At 39.9% G+C, this 24,564-nt stretch carries 20 protein-coding genes; 9 read left to right on the forward strand and 11 right to left on the reverse strand.

What is annotated here, in order from left to right:
• Positions 1-68: 68 nt before the first annotated feature.
• Together QUB80_RS20815 and QUB80_RS20820 are read right to left on the reverse strand one after the other, a co-directional pair.
• Complete coding sequence (locus tag QUB80_RS20815; protein WP_289791415.1) at positions 69-5,300, reverse strand: translocation/assembly module TamB domain-containing protein; 5,232 nt, start codon at positions 5,298-5,300, stop codon at positions 69-71.
• A 133-nt stretch (positions 5,301-5,433) separates the two neighbouring features.
• Positions 5,434-5,958: a L,D-transpeptidase gene (locus QUB80_RS20820; RefSeq protein ID WP_289791416.1), complete on the reverse strand. Its 525-nt coding sequence runs from the start codon at positions 5,956-5,958 to the stop codon at positions 5,434-5,436.
• A 365-nt stretch (positions 5,959-6,323) separates the two neighbouring features.
• On the opposite strand from QUB80_RS20820, the gene QUB80_RS20825 reads away from it, so the two are divergent.
• A complete protein-coding gene (locus QUB80_RS20825) occupies positions 6,324-6,815 on the forward strand; it encodes a hypothetical protein (RefSeq protein WP_289791417.1) in 492 nt (163 codons plus the stop codon).
• An 83-nt stretch (positions 6,816-6,898) separates the two neighbouring features.
• Here QUB80_RS20825 and QUB80_RS20830 read toward each other — a convergent pair whose 3' ends face one another.
• The gene (locus tag QUB80_RS20830) at positions 6,899-8,893 is read right to left on the reverse strand and encodes a di-heme oxidoredictase family protein (protein ID WP_289791418.1); all 1,995 of its coding nucleotides are present in this window, start codon (positions 8,891-8,893) and stop codon (positions 6,899-6,901) included.
• 186 nt (positions 8,894-9,079) lie between these two features.
• Positions 9,080-10,180, reverse strand: coding sequence for a phosphate ABC transporter substrate-binding protein PstS (gene pstS, locus QUB80_RS20835; RefSeq protein WP_289791419.1), 1,101 nt, complete (start codon positions 10,178-10,180; stop codon positions 9,080-9,082).
• A gap of 101 nt (positions 10,181-10,281) precedes the next feature.
• Between pstS and QUB80_RS20840 the strand changes: the two genes are divergently transcribed.
• Positions 10,282-10,419: a hypothetical protein gene (locus QUB80_RS20840; protein ID WP_289791420.1), complete on the forward strand. Its 138-nt coding sequence runs from the start codon at positions 10,282-10,284 to the stop codon at positions 10,417-10,419.
• 378 nt (positions 10,420-10,797) lie between these two features.
• Here QUB80_RS20840 and QUB80_RS20845 read toward each other — a convergent pair whose 3' ends face one another.
• Complete coding sequence (locus QUB80_RS20845) at positions 10,798-10,968, reverse strand: hypothetical protein (RefSeq protein ID WP_289791421.1); 171 nt, start codon at positions 10,966-10,968, stop codon at positions 10,798-10,800.
• A gap of 137 nt (positions 10,969-11,105) precedes the next feature.
• Positions 11,106-12,389, reverse strand: a complete 1,284-nt coding sequence (locus QUB80_RS20850; RefSeq protein ID WP_289791422.1) for a flavin-containing monooxygenase — start codon at positions 12,387-12,389, stop codon at positions 11,106-11,108.
• A 253-nt stretch (positions 12,390-12,642) separates the two neighbouring features.
• Between QUB80_RS20850 and QUB80_RS20855 the strand changes: the two genes are divergently transcribed.
• From QUB80_RS20855 to QUB80_RS20865, 3 genes are all read left to right on the forward strand, one after another.
• On the forward strand, positions 12,643-14,271 hold the full coding sequence (locus tag QUB80_RS20855) for a cyclic peptide export ABC transporter (RefSeq protein WP_289791423.1): 1,629 nt from the start codon (positions 12,643-12,645) through the stop codon (positions 14,269-14,271).
• Positions 14,272-14,964: 693 nt separating this feature from the next.
• The gene (locus QUB80_RS20860) at positions 14,965-16,155 is read left to right on the forward strand and encodes a glycoside hydrolase family 10-like protein (RefSeq protein WP_289791424.1); all 1,191 of its coding nucleotides are present in this window, start codon (positions 14,965-14,967) and stop codon (positions 16,153-16,155) included.
• Positions 16,156-16,581: 426 nt separating this feature from the next.
• Entirely contained in the window at positions 16,582-16,842 is a 261-nt protein-coding gene (locus QUB80_RS20865) for a hypothetical protein (RefSeq protein WP_336622332.1), read from the forward strand.
• A gap of 226 nt (positions 16,843-17,068) precedes the next feature.
• Here the strand turns inward: QUB80_RS20865 and QUB80_RS20870 are convergent, their stop codons facing one another.
• The 4 genes from QUB80_RS20870 to QUB80_RS20885 all read right to left on the reverse strand — a co-directional run bounded on the left by QUB80_RS20870 (position 17,069) and on the right by QUB80_RS20885 (position 19,065).
• Positions 17,069-17,302 (reverse strand): hypothetical protein, encoded by a 234-nt coding sequence (locus QUB80_RS20870; protein WP_289791425.1) that lies wholly within the window; start codon positions 17,300-17,302, stop codon positions 17,069-17,071.
• Between the two features lie 122 nt (positions 17,303-17,424).
• A complete protein-coding gene (locus QUB80_RS20875; RefSeq protein WP_289791426.1) occupies positions 17,425-18,006 on the reverse strand; it encodes a methylmalonic aciduria and homocystinuria type D protein in 582 nt (193 codons plus the stop codon).
• A gap of 628 nt (positions 18,007-18,634) precedes the next feature.
• The gene (locus QUB80_RS20880) at positions 18,635-18,760 is read right to left on the reverse strand and encodes a hypothetical protein (RefSeq protein WP_289791427.1); all 126 of its coding nucleotides are present in this window, start codon (positions 18,758-18,760) and stop codon (positions 18,635-18,637) included.
• A gap of 98 nt (positions 18,761-18,858) precedes the next feature.
• Positions 18,859-19,065, reverse strand: a complete 207-nt coding sequence (locus QUB80_RS20885; RefSeq protein ID WP_289791428.1) for a glycogen debranching protein — start codon at positions 19,063-19,065, stop codon at positions 18,859-18,861.
• A 523-nt stretch (positions 19,066-19,588) separates the two neighbouring features.
• Here QUB80_RS20885 and QUB80_RS20890 point away from each other — a divergent pair.
• The gene (locus QUB80_RS20890) at positions 19,589-20,104 is read left to right on the forward strand and encodes a GNAT family N-acetyltransferase (protein WP_289791429.1); all 516 of its coding nucleotides are present in this window, start codon (positions 19,589-19,591) and stop codon (positions 20,102-20,104) included.
• 82 nt (positions 20,105-20,186) lie between these two features.
• On the opposite strand, the gene devC is transcribed toward QUB80_RS20890, so the two are convergent.
• The gene (devC, locus tag QUB80_RS20895) at positions 20,187-21,353 is read right to left on the reverse strand and encodes an ABC transporter permease DevC (RefSeq protein WP_289791430.1); all 1,167 of its coding nucleotides are present in this window, start codon (positions 21,351-21,353) and stop codon (positions 20,187-20,189) included.
• A 216-nt stretch (positions 21,354-21,569) separates the two neighbouring features.
• Here devC and hetI point away from each other — a divergent pair, with 216 nt between their 5' ends.
• The 3 genes from hetI (at position 21,570) to QUB80_RS20910 (ending at position 24,554) form a co-directional block, all read left to right on the forward strand.
• Positions 21,570-22,289, forward strand: coding sequence for a 4'-phosphopantetheinyl transferase HetI (gene hetI, locus QUB80_RS20900; protein ID WP_289791431.1), 720 nt, complete (start codon positions 21,570-21,572; stop codon positions 22,287-22,289).
• A gap of 241 nt (positions 22,290-22,530) precedes the next feature.
• Positions 22,531-23,616 (forward strand): cobalt-precorrin-5B (C(1))-methyltransferase CbiD, encoded by a 1,086-nt coding sequence (gene cbiD, locus QUB80_RS20905; protein ID WP_289791432.1) that lies wholly within the window; start codon positions 22,531-22,533, stop codon positions 23,614-23,616.
• A 314-nt stretch (positions 23,617-23,930) separates the two neighbouring features.
• Positions 23,931-24,554, forward strand: a complete 624-nt coding sequence (locus tag QUB80_RS20910; RefSeq protein WP_289791433.1) for a precorrin-8X methylmutase — start codon at positions 23,931-23,933, stop codon at positions 24,552-24,554.
• Positions 24,555-24,564 lie beyond the last annotated feature (10 nt).

Raw genomic sequence — 24,564 nt, forward strand, 5'->3', positions numbered from 1 at the left:
CCCCAACTTCTCACCAGAAGTCGGGGATCTGTGTGTTTTAATCCAAAATTCTTTAATCCAAAATGGTATTAGAACCGTGTTTCATACTCAACTACTGCTCTGCTCTCATCTGCTAAATTTGTGGAACCTCGCAAAAGAACTTGGTCATTGAGGCGGTAAATTATGTTGTAACGGAAGGATTCGTTGGCAGCAAAAACTCGCGATATGGAAGCAGAAAGATCATCAGAAATACCAACCACCGCCTCTGCTGCTAAACCAAGCACTGAAACATTTGATGCCGGATTGGTTATGACAGTAGGAAATATCCGCAAATCTCTTAAACCGATCGCTTCACCAAATTGACTAATGGTTCCTTGCAATCCTGGAAAGAGAGTAGAACCAGCTATAGTAGCAATCCCCAAACCAGGATCGGCTTGTCCGAGAACATTTAAGAAGGAACCTCCGATTAAAGCAATAATTTCCGCTTCACTACGAGCAGGTTCACTAGTTAATTCTAGATTATCAGCCAAATCACTAGCAGGGCCTTGTACTCTGGCTTCAACACGAACAGTATTTAAAGTACCGAAATTGATGGCAGAAATATCTTGAATTTCACTAGAACCGGCTGTAGCTGGTAACCGACTGCCGCGAACTTCAGGTACAAAAGTTACTAGCCGAACATCTAAAATGGGGTCAAAGCCAAGATTAGGAGTAAATGTCGCCGTTTGTTCGTAACCACGAGCCAAGCCGAATTGAGTAACAAATAAATTGACTTGCCCACGTCTAAGACTAATTGTTCCTTGAGGGCGAGGTTGAGCTAATGTGCCGTTGAGGGTAATATCACCTTCTGCCACAAAATTGAAAAGTGGCTCGGCAGTAACGCGAACATTATCTTCTAAGAACACCTGTAAATCTGCAAATCGTATAGGTGGAGTAACAGGAGTTTCGTTAGTGGGTGTTGGAGGAGGTGTTGTATTTGTTGTAATTTGAGTAGGTGTTGTACTCGTTGCAGTTTGAGCAGTACTTAAACCAGCAATTCTTTCCCTTAGGGATATTTCCCCATTACTTAAGCGAACATCTCCACCAATTTGTGGATCTATTGCTGTTCCGGTAATGACAATATTGCCACTAACTCCGCCTTGATACAATTGTGGAAGATTTAGTTGCAGATTTTCTGATGTAATCGTCAGGGGATTTGTTGCTGCTTCTTGTTGAGCATTTTGAGTGGCAAAAATAGGCAAAATTCCCTTAGCAGTTAATTGTCCTCGGCTGTATTCGCCTTGGAGTTGCTCAACGTTGAAGCGATCGCCCACAAAGCGCACCGTTCCAGTTACATTTGTCAGTGGTTCAGGCAGATTTTGCACGTTCAAAGTCGCGTTTTTAATTGTCGTAATGCCGCTAATAACTGGCTGATCTAATGTGCCTTGAATTTCTACATCTACTTGTCCCTGACCTTTAACCCAACTAAATTGATTAGTAAAGGCGTTAACTACTGCTAAACCTTCATCTTGTACGTTAGCCTGGATACTAATTTGGTTACTATCAGGTTGAACGGTAGCGAAAGGTAATCCAAAGGGTAGGCTGCCTGTAATTTGTACTGGTTGTGTACCTGTGCCTGCAATTTGTATAGTACTGCCAAAATTCAAGCGAGCGTCGTTGTAATTGAAGCTAACTTGTGCTGTTTCTACAGATTGTTTATTTACAGTACCATTCACCAGTCCTATTTCGCCTATTGCTCTAGGATTCTCTAAATTGCCTGCTAGAGTGACTAGGGTGTTCAGTGTCCCCGTAATATCAACAGGCAAATCAGGTAAAAAAGGTTCTATGAGTTCTACTGGTAACGCTTCTGCTCGCGCTTGTCCAGAAAGTTGCTCTTGACTCAATTGTCCATTGAAAGCCAGGAGCGAGCCATTCAAATTTGCTCGCAGGGGTAGTAACGTCAAAACTCCATCTGCAAAATTACCTTGAGCAATCACTTGATTGATATTGTATTTACCCCATACCCAATCCGAACCTGTTAAATCAAAACCGATATTCAACCCTTGCTGCAAAGTGCCAGTTACTGTTACGTTTCCATTAATTGCCCCTGTTAACTCTGCCAGTGTTGGTATTCGCTGTGCTTGTTGCTGCTCCTGGCGCTGTTGGGCAACAAGTGCTTGAATTTGCTCAAAAAAGCGCAATTGTGTCAGTAAAGGAGCATCTGGTAAACTTACAGGCTGAGTTTGTAGTGCTTCTGCTCCCGCTAAATCTGGAGTTTCTAAGCCAGTGGCTAAGTCTTGAAAACCAAAGATGCTGACTGCTTGCAATACTTGCTCTATTCTGGCTTGGTTGAAGCCAAGTTGAAATTGTAGCGGGCGATCGCCAACAGTTGGCAACTCACCACTGAGGGAGTAAATGCCCTCTCCTTGGCGGATTTGACCCTGTTGTAAAGTAAAAGTACTATCAGCAAAACCGATACGCCCTCGAAATTCATCTGCGGTGATTCTGCCGATTCTAGGTTGGGCGATCGCTACATCTCCAATAAAGGTATTATTGGTTAAATTAACGACTAAATCCCCAGATATATTTCCGGCAATCGGTCTTAAAGTTGCACCAGGGGGAACGAAATTTTCCAGCACAGCTACAGGAAAATCGCGGACGTTAACAAAAAGATTATCTCCTTCAGTTCTGCCAGTTGCGACAGCGCGATCGCGTTGAATTAAAAATGAAAGTGGGCGATTATTGGGGTCAAGAGTAAGGGCAATTTGGTCTTGTTTGCCAGTTAGTTGAAGTCGTGTTCCTTGTTCTGGCTGAAAATTTACTTGCCCTGTAAGCAGCGGATCGAACGCCACTCCATTAACTGCAAAATTTCTTAACCGAATATCTCCAGAAGCGATCGGAGTCGTAGGAGTACCTGTAAGTTGTCCGGTAAAATCAACTTGACCTGCAAGTGCTACATTTCCAGGTAGGTTAAGGGGAAGATTTTGCAAGTTATAGTCTCGCGCTCGCACATCCAAGTTAAACCCAGTAATTTGGGGTGTTTCCTCCACTTGAACTGCCACAGTACCCACAACGCTCAACCCCGGTGCAGTCGCCTGTAAAATTTGCAAGCGATCGCCATTCCATTGAAATTGGGCAGTTAAAGGTTGTTGGAGTTGGGCTAAACCTTGGGAAAAGCGTACCTGCCCTGCTGCTTGGATATTTGAGAGTTGGAAAGATTCAGTAGTTCCAGTTGCACTTACTTCACCATTGAGCCGTCCCCGCAATTGTGGTGATAAAGTATTTAGTTGAACTTGGGAAATATTAGCTAAAGCTTGCCAGCGCCCTTCATCTAAGCGAATATTTCTCAGGTTTACCGTGCCATCCGCTAAACGTAAATTAGCCTGTCCTGCGGCTTGAATATCTGAAAGTTGAAAAGATTCAGTCGTTCCCAACAGATTCAAGTTAGAACTAACGATTTGTCCTGGCGGTAAATTTTGTGCTATTTGACTGAGTGGAACTTGGGAGGCATTAACAACAGCTTGCCAACGACCGTTATTGAGGCGAATATTACTGAGGTTAACACTGCCTTGTGCCAATTTGACATTTGCCTGTCCTGAGCCTTGAATAGCCGACGGTTGGAAAGATTTTGTCGTTCCAGATAAAGCAAACTCACCGTTTAAAACACCTTGGTACTGGGGTGGTACTTGGGGAAGGCGACTCAACTGAATGCTATTTGCGTCTACAAAAGCTTGCCATTTTTCTTGGGCAAGGCTACCTCTAGCTTGGATTGTACTCCCTGCTACTTTAAAAACACCATCTTGGAACCGGACAACTCCCGTGTTTTCGATTAAAATTCCAACTTGACCAGAGTAGGTAGCACCAGGTGCTTGCAATTGTACTGCTGTTTGGAAATTACCAGGAATACCGGAAACTTGGGCATTTGCGGAAAGATTGCCAATTGTAAATGTCGGAGCAGCTTCATAGATTTTGGCGATCGCATCTCCAGGTAAATTCTGTGCCTGCAAGTTGAAAGCAATTTTGTTTTGAGTTCCTAACCCAACTCTACCGTTACCAGTAATTTTTCCTCCGACTGTTGGCGTTGCCTGAATATTAGAAAGGACAAGTTCAGAAGGAGTCAACCGCAAACGACTGCTGATATTACTAAATGTCAAGCGGTCAATTTGAGCAGGTTTAACACTACTAATTGTTCCCGTTAAAATCGGTTTTTGCAGTTCTCCTTGTAATTGCAAGTTTGCTTGTACTGTTCCAGCTGTTGGAACTGGTAAGTTAACATTTAATGTATCTAAAAGATTTTTAACGCTAGCTGCTTTCACCTGAGCCGTAAGGTTGTAACCAGTTTCGGTATTTAACTTGCCACTGGCTTGCAGAGGAATGCTGCCATAGCTTGTATTTAAGTTTTCTACTGCAATTGTTTGACCCTGAAATTGCAGTTTACCCGTAGTATTATTAAATGCTCTGGGGACATTAGCAATTTGTGCAGTTACTTGATTTAAACCGACAGTTCCAAACAGAGCAGTTTCTGGTTGAGTGGGTTGAAATTGGACTGTTAAGTTACTATCTAAACGACCACCTTGTAAATCGAGTGGCAACTCTATCAATCGAGTCACATCAGAGGCGAGCAGATTAGAGGAATTAATTTTGAGATTAGTTTGGTTTACTTTTAAGTTCGTCTCTCCAGCAATTCGTAAATTTCCTCCTCTCCTGGGTTGACCGTTGAGTGTAAAATTAATGCGTTGATTTTGATCTAGAAAATTAGCTACACCACTGACTTGAGTTATCCCAACAAAAGCCTTAGGTTTTTTTGGCTCAGAATAGGGGAACAACAATACATCAGCGTTTTCTACCCGGATTGACTCCAAATCAGTTCTGATCAAACCGACTCCCTCTGTGGGTGGAGTTTTTATTTCCGTCGTTACCCAGCGACCTTCTTGATCCTGTGCAATATAGACATTAGGTTGAACTAAGGTAACATTTAGTTTTAAAGTTCGATTGAGCAGTAGTTGCCACGGATCAAACTGCACCTCCACCGCCCTAGCCCTAAGATTATCTGGATCTGTGGCTGTTGCAGGTACTGATGATGGGCCGAAGCGTAAACCATTAAAGGAAATATCTTGGATTTCTCCTACCTGTACAGGTCGTCCAAGTATTTGCTGGATGTTCTTTTCTACTAGTGGTGCTAACCTTTCGTTAATAAAGATCCAAGCCCACAACGCACCTCCCACAGCACCAGCAAGCAAAATCACACCTATAGCCATACTGGTGCGACTTAACAGAAGGAGTCGTAAACGCCTGTTAAAACTCGATTGAGGTTGATTATCCCGATTTGGAGAGCGTGTCATCTCTCATATCTCTAAAGAACAGTTCTAGGCAATGCCAAGTTGTATATTGCTCGGCTTACATTTTGACAGATTTAGAACACATCTATCAAAAGTAGAGTCAGAAAACAAGACAAATAAAACTTCATTTATTTGATTATTTGATGACGTTTACCGACGTTCCAAAAGTCACCAGTTGAAATAATTCTTTAATATCTCTGTTGTACATTCGTAAACAACCGTGGGAGATTGCTTGCCCTACAGTTTCAGGATTAGGAGTACCATGAAACCCAACCCAATTTCGCCCATCAGTCCAAAAACCAATCCAATAATTTCCGAGAGGGTTCTCTGGTGTCCCTCCTTTAATTGCTTGACCTGTTATCGGGTGAATCCACGTAGGGTTTTGTAATAATTGCTGTACTTTAAACTTACCTGTAGGAGTTTCCCAGTTACGCCGACCAACTGCGATCGGATAACTTTTAATCAAATTTTTACCTCGATATACAAATACTCGTCGCCGACTAAGATTTACTTCTAATCGAGTTGTTTGAGTTTGAGTTTCATAGGCATCCGGTAATATAAATATTTGCTCATACGCCCAAGAATATTGAGGAAAAACCAAGTTGAGCAATACACCGAGCATCAAAAATAAATAAATGGATTTATTGGTTTTATTCTGCATTTTTCTAGTAAAAGTCTACTGATTTTGCCGTTAATTTTGTTATTCTCTGTTTTTCGTTGATTAATGGTGATTTGCTAGATAATTATTTCTTAAAAAATAGCTATTGTCATTTTATTCTTAATCAAACTCTAGATAGATAAATAGCATTATTACTGTTTCTACACTTAAACAAAACATTCAATTTTAAATTCTTCTGCCAATTTACTTTTTGGTCAGAAAGTGTTGGCAATTCAAGACTTGAGCTACTGCAAAAATATGCAAATAATATCTATGAATTTATTTTGCTATCTTTTGCAAAAACTCTCAGATTGAATACACAAAATGTAAAGCAATTGCTCAAATTTTACCTAATGGAGATTTCATTCATGAGTAAAAAAAACACTAAGAATTTATTCACAAACATTGCTACTTTGATTGGCGTTGCTGGTGTTAGTGCTTTCTTTACCCTTCCAGCCAAAGCCGAAATCAATCTAAATCCTGCTAGTCTTGCTCAAGCTACCCCTGGTACAACTACTCCTGGAACTACAACTCCTGGAACTACAACTCCTGGTATTACCCAACCTGGTACAACTACCCCTGGAACTACAACTCCTGGTACAACTACCCCTGGTATCACCCAACCTGGTACAACTACCCCTGGAACTACAACTCCTGGTATTACCCAACCTGGTACAACTACTCCTGGTGTAACTCAACCTGGAACAACAGATGATACAACTAACATTGACGAAACTACCCCTGGCGCTCAACCCGTGCAAGATACAACTACACCAGGAGGCATTCAACAGGATGACACAACTACACCAGGAGGCGTTCAACAGGATGATAATGGTAATGGTGTAAGAGCTTTATGGTAAATGGTTAAATAATGACAATAATCCCCCTGTACTTTCTGTTTTTAGGAGAGCAGGGGGATTGATTATTTTTAGCGGCGTGATGTTTACGGTAGCACGGCTGGATCATCGTCAATCGAGAGCAGGAAGTTGATCAAGTCGGTTTGCTGTTGTGTAGTAAAACCTGCTTGTTCATCAACCCAGTAGGGGTGTCCTTGACCGGTTATATTTGATCGCTGTAAGTCGGAACTTGCTTTGTTAGCAGCAACCATAGGCTCACGCAGGTTACGATCAACTAGCGATCGCAAGCTAGCTTCGGCATCTGGTAAAATACCACGCATCAAAGTACCTGCCATACCCAATTGTTGGGAGTTTGCAACAACAAAGCCTCCTTTTTCATCTTGCTTGAAGGCTTCTCGGCTAGCTGCAACCCCACCATCATGGAGATAAGGCGCACTGAGGTAAAGTCCAATCAAGTTTTGTACTTTATAGCCACCAGCAGGATCGCTAATAGCATAGGCTAGCTCAATATCTTCCTGAGGCGTAATATCTGTAGGTATTGACAGTACAGCTGGATTAGATGGCAACGGCACAGGTACGTTACTTGGATAAGTATCTGGTGGCGCAAACTGTTCAGCAAAAGACTGCGATGCTGGCGCTCGGTTGCCTTGAGTTTTCACCTCTTGCACAGGAATTACCTTATGGTTGGTAAAGTACCTGCCACTATGGCAATCATTACAATTAGCCTGCGTAAAAATCTTTGCTCCACGCTGGAGAGTTGCAAGATCAGCAGCTTCGTGAGGAGGTGGTGCTAAAGTATTTTGCCAAGCTGACATCCCATTGAGTTGAGCAGCCACAGGTAAACCAGGAGTCACTGCCATTAATCCATTCTGCATGAACAGGGAACCTTTGGGGTATTCTGGCATCCGAATAGTGCTGTTGATTCCAGGTTCTCCAGGTGTAGGATCTACCTTGTCTAAAAATTCGGAAGGTTGGGCTCCTTCTGGAAGACGAAATTCAGATTTGGAAGCGTTTTGCAGCATTGTTCCTAAATAGGTTTCTTTATCAATGCCTAGTACTTCTTCGCTGGTATCTGCTGTTGTTGTTGGATCTGCATTCAATCCAAATACCGCATTATTTAGTGTGGTTAATCCGTGGAACCAACCAATGGAAGCAACGCCACTCCAAGCATAAGGCCAAGAATCGTGGGTATAGGAAGATGGGATCTGAGCTGAGTTATTTTTTAGATCGCCATTAGAAACAAAGTTACCAGGAGGCCAGGATAGAATCGCTTTATCTACTTCGTCTTCCATGATTTTAGAGTCAGGAAGAAATGCTGTTTCTCCGTTCTTGTCGATATAGGTATGCTTTCCAAGGGGAATTTTTGTGGGATTGACATCTGTCTGCCGGAAGAGAGCAGCTGAATTACTAGCCATTGCAATTAATGGCCCCAAATTAACGTCTGTATTAATTGCACCTTCTAATATACGCCCAGTTTCTTGATTGACTGTGGCATGGCATAAAGCACAGGTAATACCTACTCTCGGTTGAGCATGATTGATTTTGAGGGTAATTCCTAAGGGAAACAAAGAACCCTTAGGTACATCTAAACCGGTATTGAGTACCGTACCTGCGGGGAAAGTGCGATCGCCGACGGTGATATCTTGGTCTAAGGGAATCTGAAGATTAGTAGTTTGTTTGCCCTTCAAAGCTAATATTGCTTTGGTGATGCTACCTAGATTAATCGGCCCATCTAGAATGCCAACTATATCTGTAAACAGATATTCATTACCAAAGGTTTCTTGATAAAAAGCATCACGTCCAAGGTTGATTAACTCTTCAGTAATTTCAACTGCACCATTCTCAGCAGAAAGGGCTTCACGTCCTTTTTCTGTTTGCAGAAACTTATTCGCTTCTTCTTTACTAACTACGTAACCCAGCACGTCATAGGAGCCAACTCCTTTGGGTGCAGATTTTGTGATTGGAGTATATGTATTGTTGACTGAAGGTGGTCTTCCTGGCAAAGTTATTTCTAATTGAAAACCCAAAAAGCCAACAAAAAGAAGTAAAGAGATTAAGATAATTATGCTGCGTAATCGCATAGCTTTTTCACTGTGATTTGACTATCAATTGCTACAGTGAATCCTTGCAGTTATTGGTTGTGTTGATGTTCCATTGTCATTTATGAAATTTTGAGCCACTGTTGGATATATTCACATCTTGTATCAGTTCCATCAGCCTACAAACCCTCGTTACCAGGTTCAACCTGGTAACGAGAATTACTATACTTATTGCCCTTGAGCCACTTTAATTGTGTCTAAAGCTGCAATGACTTTTTGTGAGACGTCATCAGGCAAAGGCAAATAACCTAATTCTTCAGCATACTTGTCGCCTTGAGACAAAGCCCACTCAACCACGTTTTTCATTGCTTGTGCTTTAGCAGGATTATCATACTGCTCGTATAGCAGCAACCAAGTTAAACCAACAATCGGGTAGGCTTGCTCCCCCTTTGGATCTGGAACTAGGAGTGCGAAATCTTCAGGAATCTGAGCGCCTTCAATTGCACTAGCAGCCGAACCTGGTTCAGGTGTGATATAATTACCAGCCTGGTTCTCAAGTACAGCCATTTGCAATTTGTTTTCCCTAGCGTAGGCATATTCTACATAACCAATTGCTCCTTGAGTTTGTTGAACTTGAGCGGTTACACCTTCATTTCCCTTAGCACCGATACCTGCTGGCCATGACACAGATTTGCCAGCACCCGCTTGCCATTGTGGGCAAGCACTTTCGAGGTGATTAGTAAAAATAAAAGTCGTTCCGCTACCATCAGAACGATGGATGAAGGAAATCGGAGTATTGGGTAAGTTGACACCAGGGTTTTGCTGTGCAATTTGAGGATCATTCCAGGTTTTGATGTTGCCTTGAGCAATTCCGCAGTATGCTTGTCGAGATAGCCTTAAATTATCTACCCCAGGAAGGTTGTAGGCAAAGACAAGCGCGCCTCCTGTCATTGGCAATTGAATTGGGCGCCCCCGTTGTGCGGGAAACTTATCACGTTCTTGTTGGGTGAGTGGCGCATCAGTAGCTCCAAAATCTACAGTTTGTGCCACAAATTGATTTACCCCGGCACCACTTCCAACTGACTGATAACTAATTTGGATATTAGGATTTTGCTTATTGTATTCAGCAAACCAACGCTGATATAAAGGCGCTGGAAATGAAGCACCTGCACCGCTAATGGACACTCTTTCACTAGGAGCGCCAGGTGTTCCAGGGGCAGTAGCAGTTGGGGTTTGAGGTTGGCAAGAGACTAGCCCGGCTGCTAGTGCAGTTAAAGCAATAGAAGCTGACCAATGATTGACATGAAAGCCAAATAAGTTCAAGTACATTGTATCCTTGCCTCAAAATTGATTAAGTTTGCTATCGCTCTAAAGTTCGATATTTATTACAAAACTACAATTGCCCCTTTTGTGCGCAAGGCAGCTTGAGAGTGAGATTGTTACACCAGCGCAATCCGAATGCTGGCAAAGTTTATCCAGCGTCGATATTAAGCGATCGCCTGGATAAACTCTTGAAAAATAGCGTTCATACCTGGGGTATTTTTACTGAGTACTCTCAACACTCTTAGTGTTGAGAGTAAATGTGATTAGAAAGTGACAATTAAATAAAGTTGTATCTATGTGTCTGTTTATATAAGTATTTTTAATGTAGTTTTGCTTAATATTAGTTACAATAACTTAGTACGTGATTATAAATGACATTAATACTCTAGCGCTTAGGAATAAGCAACATAAGAGCCTTTTCACATAGGACAGAGACTAATCCTATGTAAGTAATTTTTTCAAAAATTAAACGAGATTTCTCTAACAGTTAGAAAACAAAAGAACTTACACCTATAAATTTTGTGTAAGTTCTTTGATTGAGTAAAAACTACATTATAAGATTCAAAGCATTGGAAACTTTTGATAACAGATTAACCTTGCTGATTTCCAAAGCAGAGACAAATTTAATTACCAGCTTGATTGAACGGATAACTAACAGGGCTTCCCCCAGCAGATTGTGTAGATATTCTTCTAGGGGCGCAAGCTTGTGTAAATAACAAAATGCTAATTGATAAGACAATTGTAAACATTCTGTTCCAGCGCATATTGTTCAGATAATTTATTAAGCTCTTCATGAGTTCAACTCCTTGATTGCAGATGTTCTGTTATCTTTATAGAATTTGCCAATATAAAAGTCGATACAGAAAAGTTAAGGAATTAAAGGTAGAAGCTCACTTAACTTAAGACTTAACTTTTACAACCTCATTCTTAACTAAAATAAAATCTTCAATTTTTGACGCGATAACAATTGTTTTTCCATCAATTGAAAAGCAATTCTTTTACCTGTACACCAGCCGTAATAACCATAAGTTGCGGATCTAGCAGCAGTTTTCTCAAAGCCCACAAAGTAAAGTGTAGCGTCAACAATCGATTGACATTTACCATCTGTGTTTGGTAATAAACTATCATTCAGATTAAGATACAATTCAGACTGTTTCAAAAGTTTATTGATACTAGGACGAAAGCCAGTGCCTAAAATAATTGCATCGTAATCTTGTGTTACACCATTGGCAAAGATTACGCCTGTTTTTGTGAGTTGCTGAATATTATTAGAGATAACTTGAATATTTCCTTTTTTAATTTGTTTAACACTACCTCTATCTACCCACGCCACACGTCCCTGATTAACTTCCATATCCATTGGCCCTTTATCTTCTGGATAGATAGAGTAAGCACTCAAATCTAAAGCAAAACGCTGAATAAATTTATCGGTTTCTTTGATATCTGCTTGCAATTCTTCTGGAGAGAAATCTATTGATCTCTCCATAGCTGCTATTTTGCTATCTGTTGTATATTGATTAAATAACTGTTTAAAATATGACCTACTTCGCCATAACCAATGTTGTAGTACTCGTAGTCTCGGATAAAGAGGAAATACCCAACGTTTACCACGTATTAACATATCTATACGAGCAGCACCGTGTTCATATAAATCTAGTGCTATTTCTGCTGCTGAATTCCCTGAACCAACGACTAAAACCTTCTGATTTTGATAAGGGATGCCATTTTGATAGGCACTACTATGAATAATAGTACCCGAAAAATCTTCTTGCCCAAAAAATTTGGGAATTACAGGTTCGTTATTTAGCCCAGTGCAGATAACAAGTATCTTGCAGTGTAAAATGTCTTTGGTTGTTTCTATTTGCCAGTTATAATCTGTTTGATTCTGATTATCTGTTTTGCTAATATTTTGTACTTCTTCACCAAAACGAATATGTGAATTAACTTGGAAATGATGCGCATATTCTGTTAAATACTCTACTATTTCATCTTTCGTCTTAAATGTAGAATATTTTTCCTTACCCTCAAAGAAAGGTAGAATAAAATAAGGATTTTGAGTTACTAATCGGTCATATGAATTTTTCCAGATAGTTGCAACGGTTTCACCTTTTTCTATCACAATAAAGTTATTAATACCAAAATTTTTTAAACTTGCAGCTACAGTAACACCACAAAAACCAGCCCCAATAATGATAATGTCTAGTTCAGCGTTCATAAAATTTATTTTGGTTATAAATATTAACTGTTATCTTTATAAAATCAGGAGCTTTCATAGTCGATATAGATTAGTTAGGGAATTTCAGCTATTTTCTAACCTACTTAACTCTCGTTCCTGCTTCCTCCTTGCATGAGTTAAGTGTGTAAGTTAAGCCATTTCTCTCCCAGTTTCCTTAACTTTTCTATATCGACACTGCAATAATCAACCTCTATATATAAACAGCAAGACTATTTATATCGAAAGAGTTGATATGAACTTAATAACTTTGTTAGTACGCTCTTCTTGGAAAATTCTGACTCTTGCTGCGTTTATCGGGTTATTAAGTGGAGTTAGTACGGCTGGATTGCTGGTAATAATTAATACTCATATTAATCAACCATCACTAACAACATTAATTTGGAGTTTTATCGGACTTTGTTGTCTAAAATTTATTACTAATATCATTTCTAAAAATTTGTTAATAAATTTGGCAGAAAAAGCTATTTTAGAATTACGTCTCACGTTAAGCGAGAGAATTTTAGCCACACCACTATATCATTTAGAAATTTTAGGAAAACATCGTATCTTAGCTACATTAACAGATGATGTTTTAACAATTTCTCAGACAGTTTATATTATTCCTACTTTGTGTATTGACATAACAATCGTAGCAAGTTGTCTTCTGTATTTATTTTGGTTATCGCCAATAATATTTTTTTTAGTACTTATTTCTTTATTGCTAGGAATAATCAGCTATCGACAGGTTGCACACAAAGCAACATTATTTTTTATCTTAGCTCGTCAGCAAGAAGATAGATTATTTAGCCATTTTCGGACTATCACCGAAGGAACTAAAGAACTGAAACTTCACTTTCAGCGACGACAAACATTTTTAAAGAAAGAACTTAAAGAAACTGCACAATTATATCGACGTAAAAATGTAGTTGGGATGACTATATTTGCTGCTGCTGCTGGCTGGGGTAATAACTTATTTTTTGTAGTTGTTGGATTGGTAATTTTTGCTCTACCAACTCTCCAAACTATCCCTATTCATATTTTATCTGGTTATGCGTTGACTATTCTCTATCTGCTTTCACCTTTAGATTACATTATGAGTGCTATTCCTGCTTTTAGCAAAGCTACCGTCGCTTTAAATAAGGTTGACTCTCTCAAACTATCATTATCCAATCACTGTTATGAAAGTAATTTCATGAATTGGGATGAAGCAGATAATTTTTGTCACTGTTTAGAATTTTTGGGTATCACTCATACTTATCATCAAGACTCAGAAGAAGCAGCTTTTACTCTTGGCCCAATTAATTTGACTGTTGCGGGTAGTGAAATTGTTTTTATCGTCGGTGGTAATGGTAGTGGTAAATCTACTCTTATTAAGTTAATCACTGGTTTATACATTCCTGAACAGGGAAAAGTTTATCTTAATGGCAAATTAGTAAATGCAAAAAATCAAGAGTGGTTCCGCCAACATTTTTCAGTGGTATTTTCTGATTTTTATTTATTCAATAATGTCTTGAATTTAGGTAAAAATATTGCTGACGAACAAATTTACTACTATTTAGCTAAGTTACAACTTGACAAAAAAGTTCAAATTAACAATGGTATACTTTCTACGACTCTGTTATCTCAAGGACAGCGAAAACGTCTAGCTTTATTGACAGCTTATTTAGAAGATCGCCCGATATATGTATTTGATGAATGGGCTAGTGATCAAGATCCTGCGTTTAAAAATGTTTTTTATACGCAGATATTACCTGAATTGAAGAATCAAGGCAAAACTGTAATAGTAGTTACTCATGATGATCAATATTTCTATTTATCAGACAGGATAGTAAAGTTAGATTATGGTAAGATAAATAATGTTTATAATTATGTAACATCTTAATCTTAAATGTTAAATTTTTTGTTATATAACATCTTTTCTTAGTAACCATTTGCTACTTTTATGCCCTTGTGGACAAGTAACGACTTTGTGCTCCCAATCTACTAAAATTACACAAATTAACGCTAATCTCCAAGGTGACTCGGCTGCTTGTCCCCATTGGGAGAATAATCTTACACAAGCTTCATCAGACAGCACTTGTCATCTTGCCAAGGGATTGTAAGGAAAAATATTTATCTAGAAGCTTCATTTGCGTAGCATTCTCGTAAAGCTTACCCCATAACTCTTGGGCGATCGCTAGCAATTAGTGTGATTCCTCCAGCAATTCCTTGGTGGGCGTTTGCAGGTGCATTCCTATTTGCCATAGCACAGGATATCTGCTCAAGAAACTTAATCGGCTGTTCTATGTCTTATGAGTTCGAGCACGCCCGTTATGATTAAGCTGTTAAGCGATCGCCAAACTAATTGCCAAATTAAGTAATTTTTCTTTTTTAAAGTAAATTTAGGCACTAATGTCTACTATCTACGTCAATAATTCTAATGCGTAGAAACCTGCTTCAGAACTATAGAAGCAGCAGTTCGATATGCACGGAATGAATCTGGTAAATATAAATACTGGAAGACTTTATGACTAGTAGATTCTTTCACCAAAGCATACGATGGTACGCCTGGGTAGCTAAAACAGTATTCAAACCAATGAAATTACATTTAGTTTTTCCAAATTTGCGGCGATCGCTGAAGAGTTTTTTTCCGATCTTGATAATAATATCATTTTTGACACCAATTTTAATACACGATTTTACCCCAGCCATTGCTCAAATACCCCGTCAGGAAATTCGGGGTGTTTGGATGACGAACAATGATTTTAATATCCTCAGGGATCGGGCAAAAGTGAAAGATGCTGTAAGCCAACTGCGACAGCTGAACTTCAACACAATCTACCCCGTAGTCTGGAATTCTGGCTATACAATGTATCCTAGTGCTGTAGCACAAACAAAAGGTATCCCTTTTTTGTTTCGAGGCTCAGATGGACATGATATTCTTGCAGATCTGATTGCCCAAGCTCATCGCCAAGGTTTGCTCGTGATTCCTTGGTTTGAATTTGGTTTCATGGCTCCCCAAACTTCAGAGTTGGCATTAAGTCATCCCAACTGGCTGACGCAAAAGTGGGATGGTAGCGAGACTTCGATTAGTGCTGCCGGTGAGGTTGTATGGCTCAATCCCTTCCGCCCAGAAGTACAACAATTTATCACAAATCTCGTGCTGGAAATCGTCACTAACTATGATGTCGATGGCATTCAGTTTGACGATCACATGAGTTTGCCCCACGAATTTGGCTACGACAAGTACACAGCTGCTTTATACAAGCAAGAAACCAAGAAAAATCCTCCGACAAATCCCAAAGATCCACAATGGGTGCGTTGGCGGGCAGATAAAATTACGGCATTTATGGTGCAACTTCACAAAGCTGTAAAAGCTAGAAAACCTCAGGCAATTTTCTCCGTTTCTCCCAATTACTATGACTTTGCTTACAAACTTCACCTCCAAGACTGGTTGAACTGGGTACAGCAGGGAATTGTGGACGAGTTAATTATGCAAGTCTATAGTTCTAATATGCAAAATTTTATCGCCAATATTTCTCGCCCAGAAATTCAACAAGCACAAAAAGTGATTCCAACTGGAATCGGGATTATGGCAGGCTTGCGAACTAATCCAATTCCAATCCACAATATTCAGTTCCAAGTGCGCAATGCCCAAGAACGTGGTTTGGGTGTAGCTTTCTTCTATTACGAAAGTCTGTGGGAGTCAGCGCCAGAACCCCCTGAACAGCGATTGGCTGTATTTAAAAATCTCTTCCGCACTCCCGCACTTCGCGCCAGAATATAACAGCCTTTTGATTAGGTGGGGCGATCGCACTTTATTAGGATGGATATTGCCCCCCAATAACAGCATTCTTGCTCTAATTCTCGTTACCAGGTTCAACCTGGTAATGAGGGCTTGGAGGCAATAATACCATTTTGGATTTTGCGAAAAGTTTGTAGACGCGCAGTGGCTTCCCCGACTTGTGGCGACTGCGTACACGCGAAGCAGGTTCTCGTTAGAGTCTCCTCCGGAGGAGACTCTAAGCTTTTCAAGACGGACTTTGGATTAGAAATCGCTTTAATCTATCTGGGTTTTATCAATTAATCATTTTTTAAATTGGCATAAGACATCAGTTAACAGATTGTTACATAGTTTTTATCATATTTTTATATTCTTCCGCACTATAATTTAGATAGCTATCTAATTAGATTGGCAGGAAGACATAAAATTATGCACAAGCACGATGTTCTACTTGGAAATGCAGCTAGACGCTTACGTGTAGGAACTAGAAGACAACAGTTTATGCACAGACACGGTGTTTCGCCTCTGGAAGCTGCCAGACGCTTGTGTGTAGATCAAAGCAATCTGTATATGGCTTTGCAAAAAGGACAAATCCCCACCATGAGAATGAACGGACGAACTTTATTGAGTCATGGAGCTTTAAGGGAATATCAAGCGAGAAAAAACCCTAGAAGTACCTATCGCTATTAAACAAAAAACCTCAGCTGCTCAAGCTGAGGCGATTAGGAGAATTCAAGTTACGATGATGGGAGATAATAAAATTTAGAATTTTGGATTAAAAATGGCTTTGGTGCATCTGAGTTGTGTCAATTTTCCAGTTGATATGGCAACACACAAGTAAAAAAACTAGCTCATAACCAAGGCAACCAAAGTCAAAAGAATAAACAAAAAGCCATAAAACTGTACTTAATTTTGATCAAGCCCTGATCAAACGTGCTTGGGCTAGATCGCGTATTAATGAAGTTTTAGAATAAATGTAAGCTCTCAAGGTGTTAGTCTCTTCACTGCTGAGGGCTTTTTTATCAAGCTGTTCTAATAACTGCTTTACTAAATCTGTATCACCAAGTCTGAGAAGAGTACTGGTTTGGGTTTGTTCAACTACCAACCAAAGTTGACGTAATGTTGTCGAGTTCACAGGGCATACATTCATTACAATCGCTCCTTCTCTAGCTCAATACATAATTAAGTTGTTGAGAATCTAAAGAAAATCTTAAGCTAGAAAATCTAAAGAAAATCTTAAATATTACAAAAGTTAATAATTTAGATGCGTATCTAAATTGATTTCTCTGTAAAAGCTTTCCAACTTTTCTCCTTCCAGCCATGTAAGGGAGCCATACTTTTGATTACACTCTCAATAATGAATGGGTAAGCTGCTGATAGCAAAATGCTAGGATAAACGGCTGTTCCCCAGTGTGGATGTATTAGTACGCGACATTTATTTTTAATAACTGGATAACCGAGTAAAGCTTTTACTGCTGCGGTATCATCATGAGGAAATTTTCCTGGGCGAGAAAATAGGGGATAGCCAGTACGCGGATCAATTAAGTCTGTTAGATAACCGCGATCGCGTAAAACAAAAGCAACATCAAGCCCAAACTTCATAAACTTTTCTCGCAGCCTTTGTTTTTCTGCTTCTATTTCTAGGCTACTTTCCACTATTTCATGTTTAGATTGCTGGAGAAAAATTACAACCCAAAAAGAAAGCTGATTTTTCCAATCCGGTAATATTTTTTCGCAATTAGCACAAATGTACTGGCTGGGAGAGTGAATTGAAATTTCAACTGCTTGTGCGGTTGTGCCTATTAAATGAATGGGATAGTCTACAGCAGAAGTGTGAGCCACTGGGTGATTCATTAATCTTATTTATTTTTTCAAAATCTTAAATTTTTACTATGCTTAGATAATAACTCTTTTACTTTCATAAAAAGCATTCACTTTCTGTTTAAGCACTATCTATTTCAAGTCATAGTCAATCATTTATTATTTCTTAATCTTCATGTTGTATTTTCTTAACCTAATAATTAGGTAGCATCATTTATATCGTCTATGCTACTTCTTTGCTTATAATCACCAAGACGTAGCATTTCCAATCTCTCTTTAGATAGAGGGTTTTAGTAGATGGCACATTTTTCAAGAGATGCCATCAGTCTGTTTAAAGTTTTTGTGATATGTGAAAACCCCTAATGACAAGATATATTGGGGGTTATCTGGTAAAAAGATTACGTAAATTTGATGAGTTGATTAAATTTAATTTGATAGTTGAAATTGGCAAGGCAATTAAGGACGAGGCACCAGGAACAGTAATACCATTGTGGATTTTAGAGAGATTGGAAATAACTGTAATGGATATAGGTTGTATCAATACATATGTCGCAATCTTTTATATAGCGATTCCCTATTAAGTGAGGTACACAACCAATGTTTTAAACGCAGAGGGGCGCTAAGGTAGCGCACACAGAACTACAAGCGCCTGCTTGCAGCGTTAGCGTAAAGCCCTGCGGGCATGGCTGCGCTTACCGCGTAGCGTATCGCTTTGCGACTTAGCTCCTCCACAAGGAGGCTCATCACTTCGGTGGTGACGCAGAGGTTTGTCCAATTTTATTAGCAATGTACTCAGTACCTAAGCAGATTAGGAAACGCTATAAATTAGTAGAATTAGTCAAACTCTTAAGGTAAATTGATTGCGAATATGTGACAACTAACGTCTTAATCCAGCTTTAAAGCATTAACTGGAACTTCATCCCAAGAATCAACTGTCCGTAATTGCGCTACCCAACCAGATGCCTTTTGTGTATCAGTCAAATTCTTTTGAAATGACTCATGGCAATCTTTGGCTTGGGACTCATTACAGCAGGCAATACAAGCATAAATCATTCCAGATGGATCAATTTGTTCGTTTACCCAAATAGTCATGCTGTATTTCCTCGATAACTTTAGTTGAAAGATAGCTTGCTCTTAATCCTAGAATACTGCAAACACTCTCAATAGCTGATGGTTAACAACTAATAGTAAAAACAATTAGTATTTAAGGTTTTGCTTTGGCGATCGCTAGTCTTACACCCAATTGGCGAGCGGGAGTCTTGTTTCAAAATTTTCGACTAGCCTATTAATCAATAGTTTGAATCCAAAATCACGCCACTTGCACTCAACGCGCTTAACCCGTAAAGGCACAGTGGCTCCAAAATCCAAGATCCACGCATTGGTATTACTCCTCCTATCTGACACGAACTATCCATGACTGCCACTAGTTACTTATTAAGGCTAAAGAAGTGAGGAGAGCTTTTAACCAAGAGATACCCATGCCACCCCGTAGTACGTGCTGTTTTTGTACCTCATGCGTCAGTTTTGCAAAGTGGAGAAAAATATCTCCAGAAATCTGAAAATTTATGAATAGGATTTGAATATTTATCAATGAGATAAAACCATAAGCTTTTATATGATACTTGAGACACAACATCTTACAATTCATCGTTACCAAAACGATGATGTAGATAAGCTTTTAGCGATTTTATCCAATCCAATCACAATGCATTATTGGCCGCAACCTTTGACACGAGAAGGTGTAGAGGCTTGGATAGCACGCAATTTAGAGAGTTATCAGGAGCACGGCTTTGGGCGCTATCAAGTTATTTTGAAAGAAACCGGAGAACTGATTGGTGATGCTGGTATTTTAAAATCAACAGTAATAGGTGAAGCTATCAATGATTTGGGGTATATTGTTCACAATCCATTTTGGGGATATGGGTATGGAACAGAAGTTGCTACTGCGCTCAAAGATTACGCGTTCACAAAGCTAAAGCTTGATAGTTTATATGCTAATATGCCTTGGAATCATGAAGCTTCGCGACGAGTAGCTGAAAAAATTGGGATGAAATTTATAAAGAAATTCGCCAATGAACGAAATAGAAATATCCAGACACTACTGTACGTTGTATATAACAATTCAATTTGATTTGTGAAATTTTGCAATTTACTAATAATAATAAAGATTTACCTGCTCTACCTCTACTATTGTTTAATTCGTCGAACTTACGTTAAAAAACATCAGCCGGATCGGCAGAATGCATTTTTCGCATCGTACTGACGGCAGAAATCATACACATTATCACTGTTAAAAGAAAGACGGATACACTTCGTTCCACAGTCATAAAAATAGGTAGCATCGTAGCAGACGCTGCGATTTGATAAAGCCCCAGTGAAACTATAAATCCTGGAATGAAGCCTAACACAGCTAAGAGTAAAGCTTCTTGGATCAGTACAAGTACTAAATAGCGATCGCTATACCCAATTGCCTTGAGCATGGCGTACTCTGGTAAATTATCGGCAACGTCAGCATAAATAATTTGATAAACTATGACGATGCCAACAATAAAAGAAACAATTACACCCAAACCAAAAATGAAACCGATGGGAGTTGTGTTTGCCCAATAAGATTTTTCTGCCTCTGCAAAACCCTCAGGAGTAAGGATGATCGCATCATCGGGTAAACCTGCTGATAAATTTTTTGCTACTTCTTGTACATCAGCATTCGGTTGTAACTTAATCAAACCTACCTGAATTTCACGAGGATGGCGATCGCTAAATAAAAGTAGAAATGTGGAATCGCTAGTAATCACATTGCCGTATGCACCAAATGAGGCACCCAAGGTAAATAAACCAGTAACCCGAACATTAACATCATTTAATTCAGCTTCAACAATTGATTGCTGTTGATATAAACTGGCAATAGGCCCAAACTGTGGTAGAGAAGCTCGATCAAAAAATATGGTGTTTAGCTTTTGCAGTTGACTGAGGTTTTGATTAACTTCAGCAAGTTTAAATGCTTTTGTTCTTGGATCGGTACCAAACACCAAAATTGTCTGTGTGCGAGATGTTTGAGGATTTTTCCATTTTCCTATACCCATGTAGATTGGACTTACCGACTCTACACCTGCAAACCCTAACGCCTGGTACAGTCGCTCTCTGGAAATATTTTTGACTGAATACACACTTTGAAAGTGAGGGTTTACCAGTACTAAATCTGCATCAAGAATCCTTTGTGGAGCTGTGGAACTCTCGAACAGCGAAGCTTCAAACCCCATCTGAGCAAAGATGAGAATATCTGCAAAGGCAATACCTATTATTGCTATCAAAAGACGAGTCTTCTGTTTGATCAACTGCCGCCATGCTAGAAGGGTTGTGCGAAAACATTTGCGAAGCATTTACCAGAGATCCCATTTTTGGACAAGTCCTGCTAACATATCTCTTGCAAAATGGATTAAAAACCGGAGAGCTAGGTAAAGAATGGATAACGGATATAACAGAGAAATTGCTTATAAAGCCAATACATAAGCTAGTCGTGATATCCGCTACGTAATTTTTTGGCAATTTTGATATGAAATTAAAGAAAACTGCAAAATCCCAAATTTCATGAATTGATGACTTTTGCTAATCATGAGTGGTTTCCCGCTCCGACTGATTTAACTTTATTGCCGGATGATGTTCATCTGTGGCGAATCGAGCTTGAGCGATCGCAACTCGAACTAGAAAGTTTGCTGACAACTCTCTGTGGTGACGAAGTCGCAAGAGCTAATCGATTTTATTTTCAGCAACATCAAGAGCGTTTTATTGCAGGTAGGGGTATTCTCCGCGCTATTTTAGGACGTTACTTGCAGATTGAGCCACAGGCAGTGCAGTTTGACTATCAAGCTCAAGGCAAACCATTATTAGCTGGTAAATTTGCCTGTAGCGGGCTATCGTTTAATTTGTCTCACTCTCAGGATTTGGCTTTGTGTGCGGTTACGACTCACCGCCCAATTGGAGTTGATTTAGAATATATCCGCTCTGTAAGTGATGTAGAAAGCCTTGCTCAAAGATTTTTTGCACCTAGAGAATATGCTGTAGTGCGATCGCTTCCTCCCGATCAAAAGCAACAGATATTTTTCCGTTATTGGACTTGTAAAGAAGCATATTTGAAAGCAACGGGAGTAGGAATAGCTCATTTGGAGGAAGTAGAAATTTTCTTGACACCAGAATCACCAGCAAAGCTTAATACTGATGAGGAGTGGAGTCTTGTAGAGCTAATACCCGCTCCCAATTATGTGGCTGCAACTGCTGTGGCTGGTTCAAGATTTAATTTGAAGTGCTGGCAATATTGAGGGGATAGTCATTAGTAGGGGCGGGTTTAGAAGATAAATTATCAGTTTGAACGGCAAGATTATCAACAAAACCCGCCCGTACACTAGTTGGTAGGGCAGGGTTTATTTAGATATTTTTTCATCCTAGAAAGATTGTTGTTAAAATCAGCCCGTACGGTAGTTAATGGTTAACTCGCGATCGCAACCTATTCAATAATATTGAATGTACAAAAATTCTTTAAATCTACTTCATTAACAGCCAATGGCTCGTACAGGTTATACCTTACCAGTTTTTGCAGTAGCTGCCGCGAAGGCGGCTCTAATGCATCTGCTAGAAAAAATAGACTCTCAACAGTCTGTTAAACTTGACATTCTGCCAGGTACAGCAGAAATTTTTATCTCTCAACTAGCAAGGCTAGAGCCTGAAAGTGCCTTAGCAATCACTCTCAGTGAGCCAGGCGATAATCTAGATTTAACTAGAAATACGCCCATCTGGGCTTGGGTGCGGTTGTCTGAGCGACAGTCTCAAGCTTTGGCTTTGGAGGCTGGTGAAGGCTTGGGAAAAACTGCATCGGGAAAACCAGCAATATACAGCTATGCCCGTCAACTATTTGATACCAATTTATTGCCATTGATTCCGCCAGAGCAAACAGCAACAGTATCGATTATTCTGCCCGAAGGACGTCAGTTGGCACAACGAACTTCTAATGAGGCTTTTGGTATTTTGGAGGGATTAGCATTGTTGGGAACTAGCGGTATCTCTCAACCTTTGTCAGCAGCTGAACACTTGGAAGAATTTCGTTTGTCGTTGGGCGATCGCGTTACATTTTCTCCCCATTTAGTCTTTTGTATTGGCAGCAATGGTATGCAAGTAGCACAACGTTTAGGTATACCAGAATCAGCCATTGTACAAACAGGTAATTGGATTGGCGCAATGCTTGTAGAAGCTGGGTTAAACCAGGCAAAATCTGTTTTATTGTTAGGGTACCACGGCAAGCTAATTAAGCTCGCAGGCGGTATTTTCAACACATCTAGCCATTTAGCAGATGCCAAACTAGAAATTATTAGTGCTACTGTAGTTGGAGTTAGTAGCGATTTAGAAGCAGTACGAGCCGTTTTAGATGCAAAAACAGCTGATGCAGCATACAAAAAATTGGTGGAACTAGGCTTGTCAGAATTAGTATTTGAAACGCTAGCTGAAAAAATTAGTCACAGGGCTACTGCATACGTGCAAAAATACGCCAATGTCGCCCTTAAAGTTGGTACGGTTTTATTTAATCGTCAAGGTGAAATTATCACTCAAGACTCACAGGCAAAAGAAATTTTAATGATTCAGCGATCGCTTTAACTGAAAATTTAAGGGCAGGTTTATACCGAGTTGCGTTCAAACATATTAATTTTGGCAGGCAGGGGGGCAGGGGAGCAGAGGGGAGAATAACTACTAACCACTAACTACTAACTACTGTACGGGCGGGTTTAAAAGATAAATTGTCGCTTTTCACCAAAGTTAATCAACAAAACCCGCACGGCAATCGCTACAACGCGCTTAACCCGACGCCAGGTGCTACAACGCGCTTAACCCGCAAGGGCGCACTGACTCCGCAACGCCCTGCCTCCCCTACTAACTACTAACTACTATCCACTATCCACTAACAAACACCTATGAACTACCTTCGGGATGGCAACGAAATCTATCGCCAATCCTTTGCCATCATTCGCTCAGAAGCAAATCTGTCTCTACTTGCCCCAGATGTGGCAAATATTGCCGTGCGTCTAATTCATGCCTGTGGAATGACAGATATTGTGGATGATTTGGTAGCTTCACCAACAGCAGTACTATCAGCACGTACAGCCCTAAGAGCAGGAGCGCCAATTTTGTGTGATGCTCGGATGCTAGCAGAAGGAATTATTCGACGGCGGCTTCCTGCGGAAAATACTATAATTTGCACCCTCAATCATCCAGATGTGCCGCAGCTGGCTCAGAAATTTGCGACAACTCGTTCTGCTGCCGCCTTAGAATTATGGCGATCGCATTTAGAAGGAGCAGTAGTAGCAATAGGCAATGCGCCTACCGCTTTGTTCCGATTATTGGAAATGTTAGATGCTCAAGCAGCAAAACCAGCTGTAATTTTGGGCTTTCCTGTTGGATTTGTCGGAGCCGCAGAATCGAAAGCACTACTAGCAGCAGATAGTCGAGGTGTGCCATTCTTAACATTATTAGGAAGACGGGGTGGAAGTGCGATCGCTGCTGCCGCCGTCAATGCTCTAGCTATAGAACAAGAGTGATGTCGAAACT

Origin of the sequence: Chlorogloeopsis sp. ULAP01 (assembly GCF_030381805.1) — a bacterium.
In the GTDB taxonomy this organism is placed as follows: domain Bacteria; phylum Cyanobacteriota; class Cyanobacteriia; order Cyanobacteriales; family Nostocaceae; genus Chlorogloeopsis.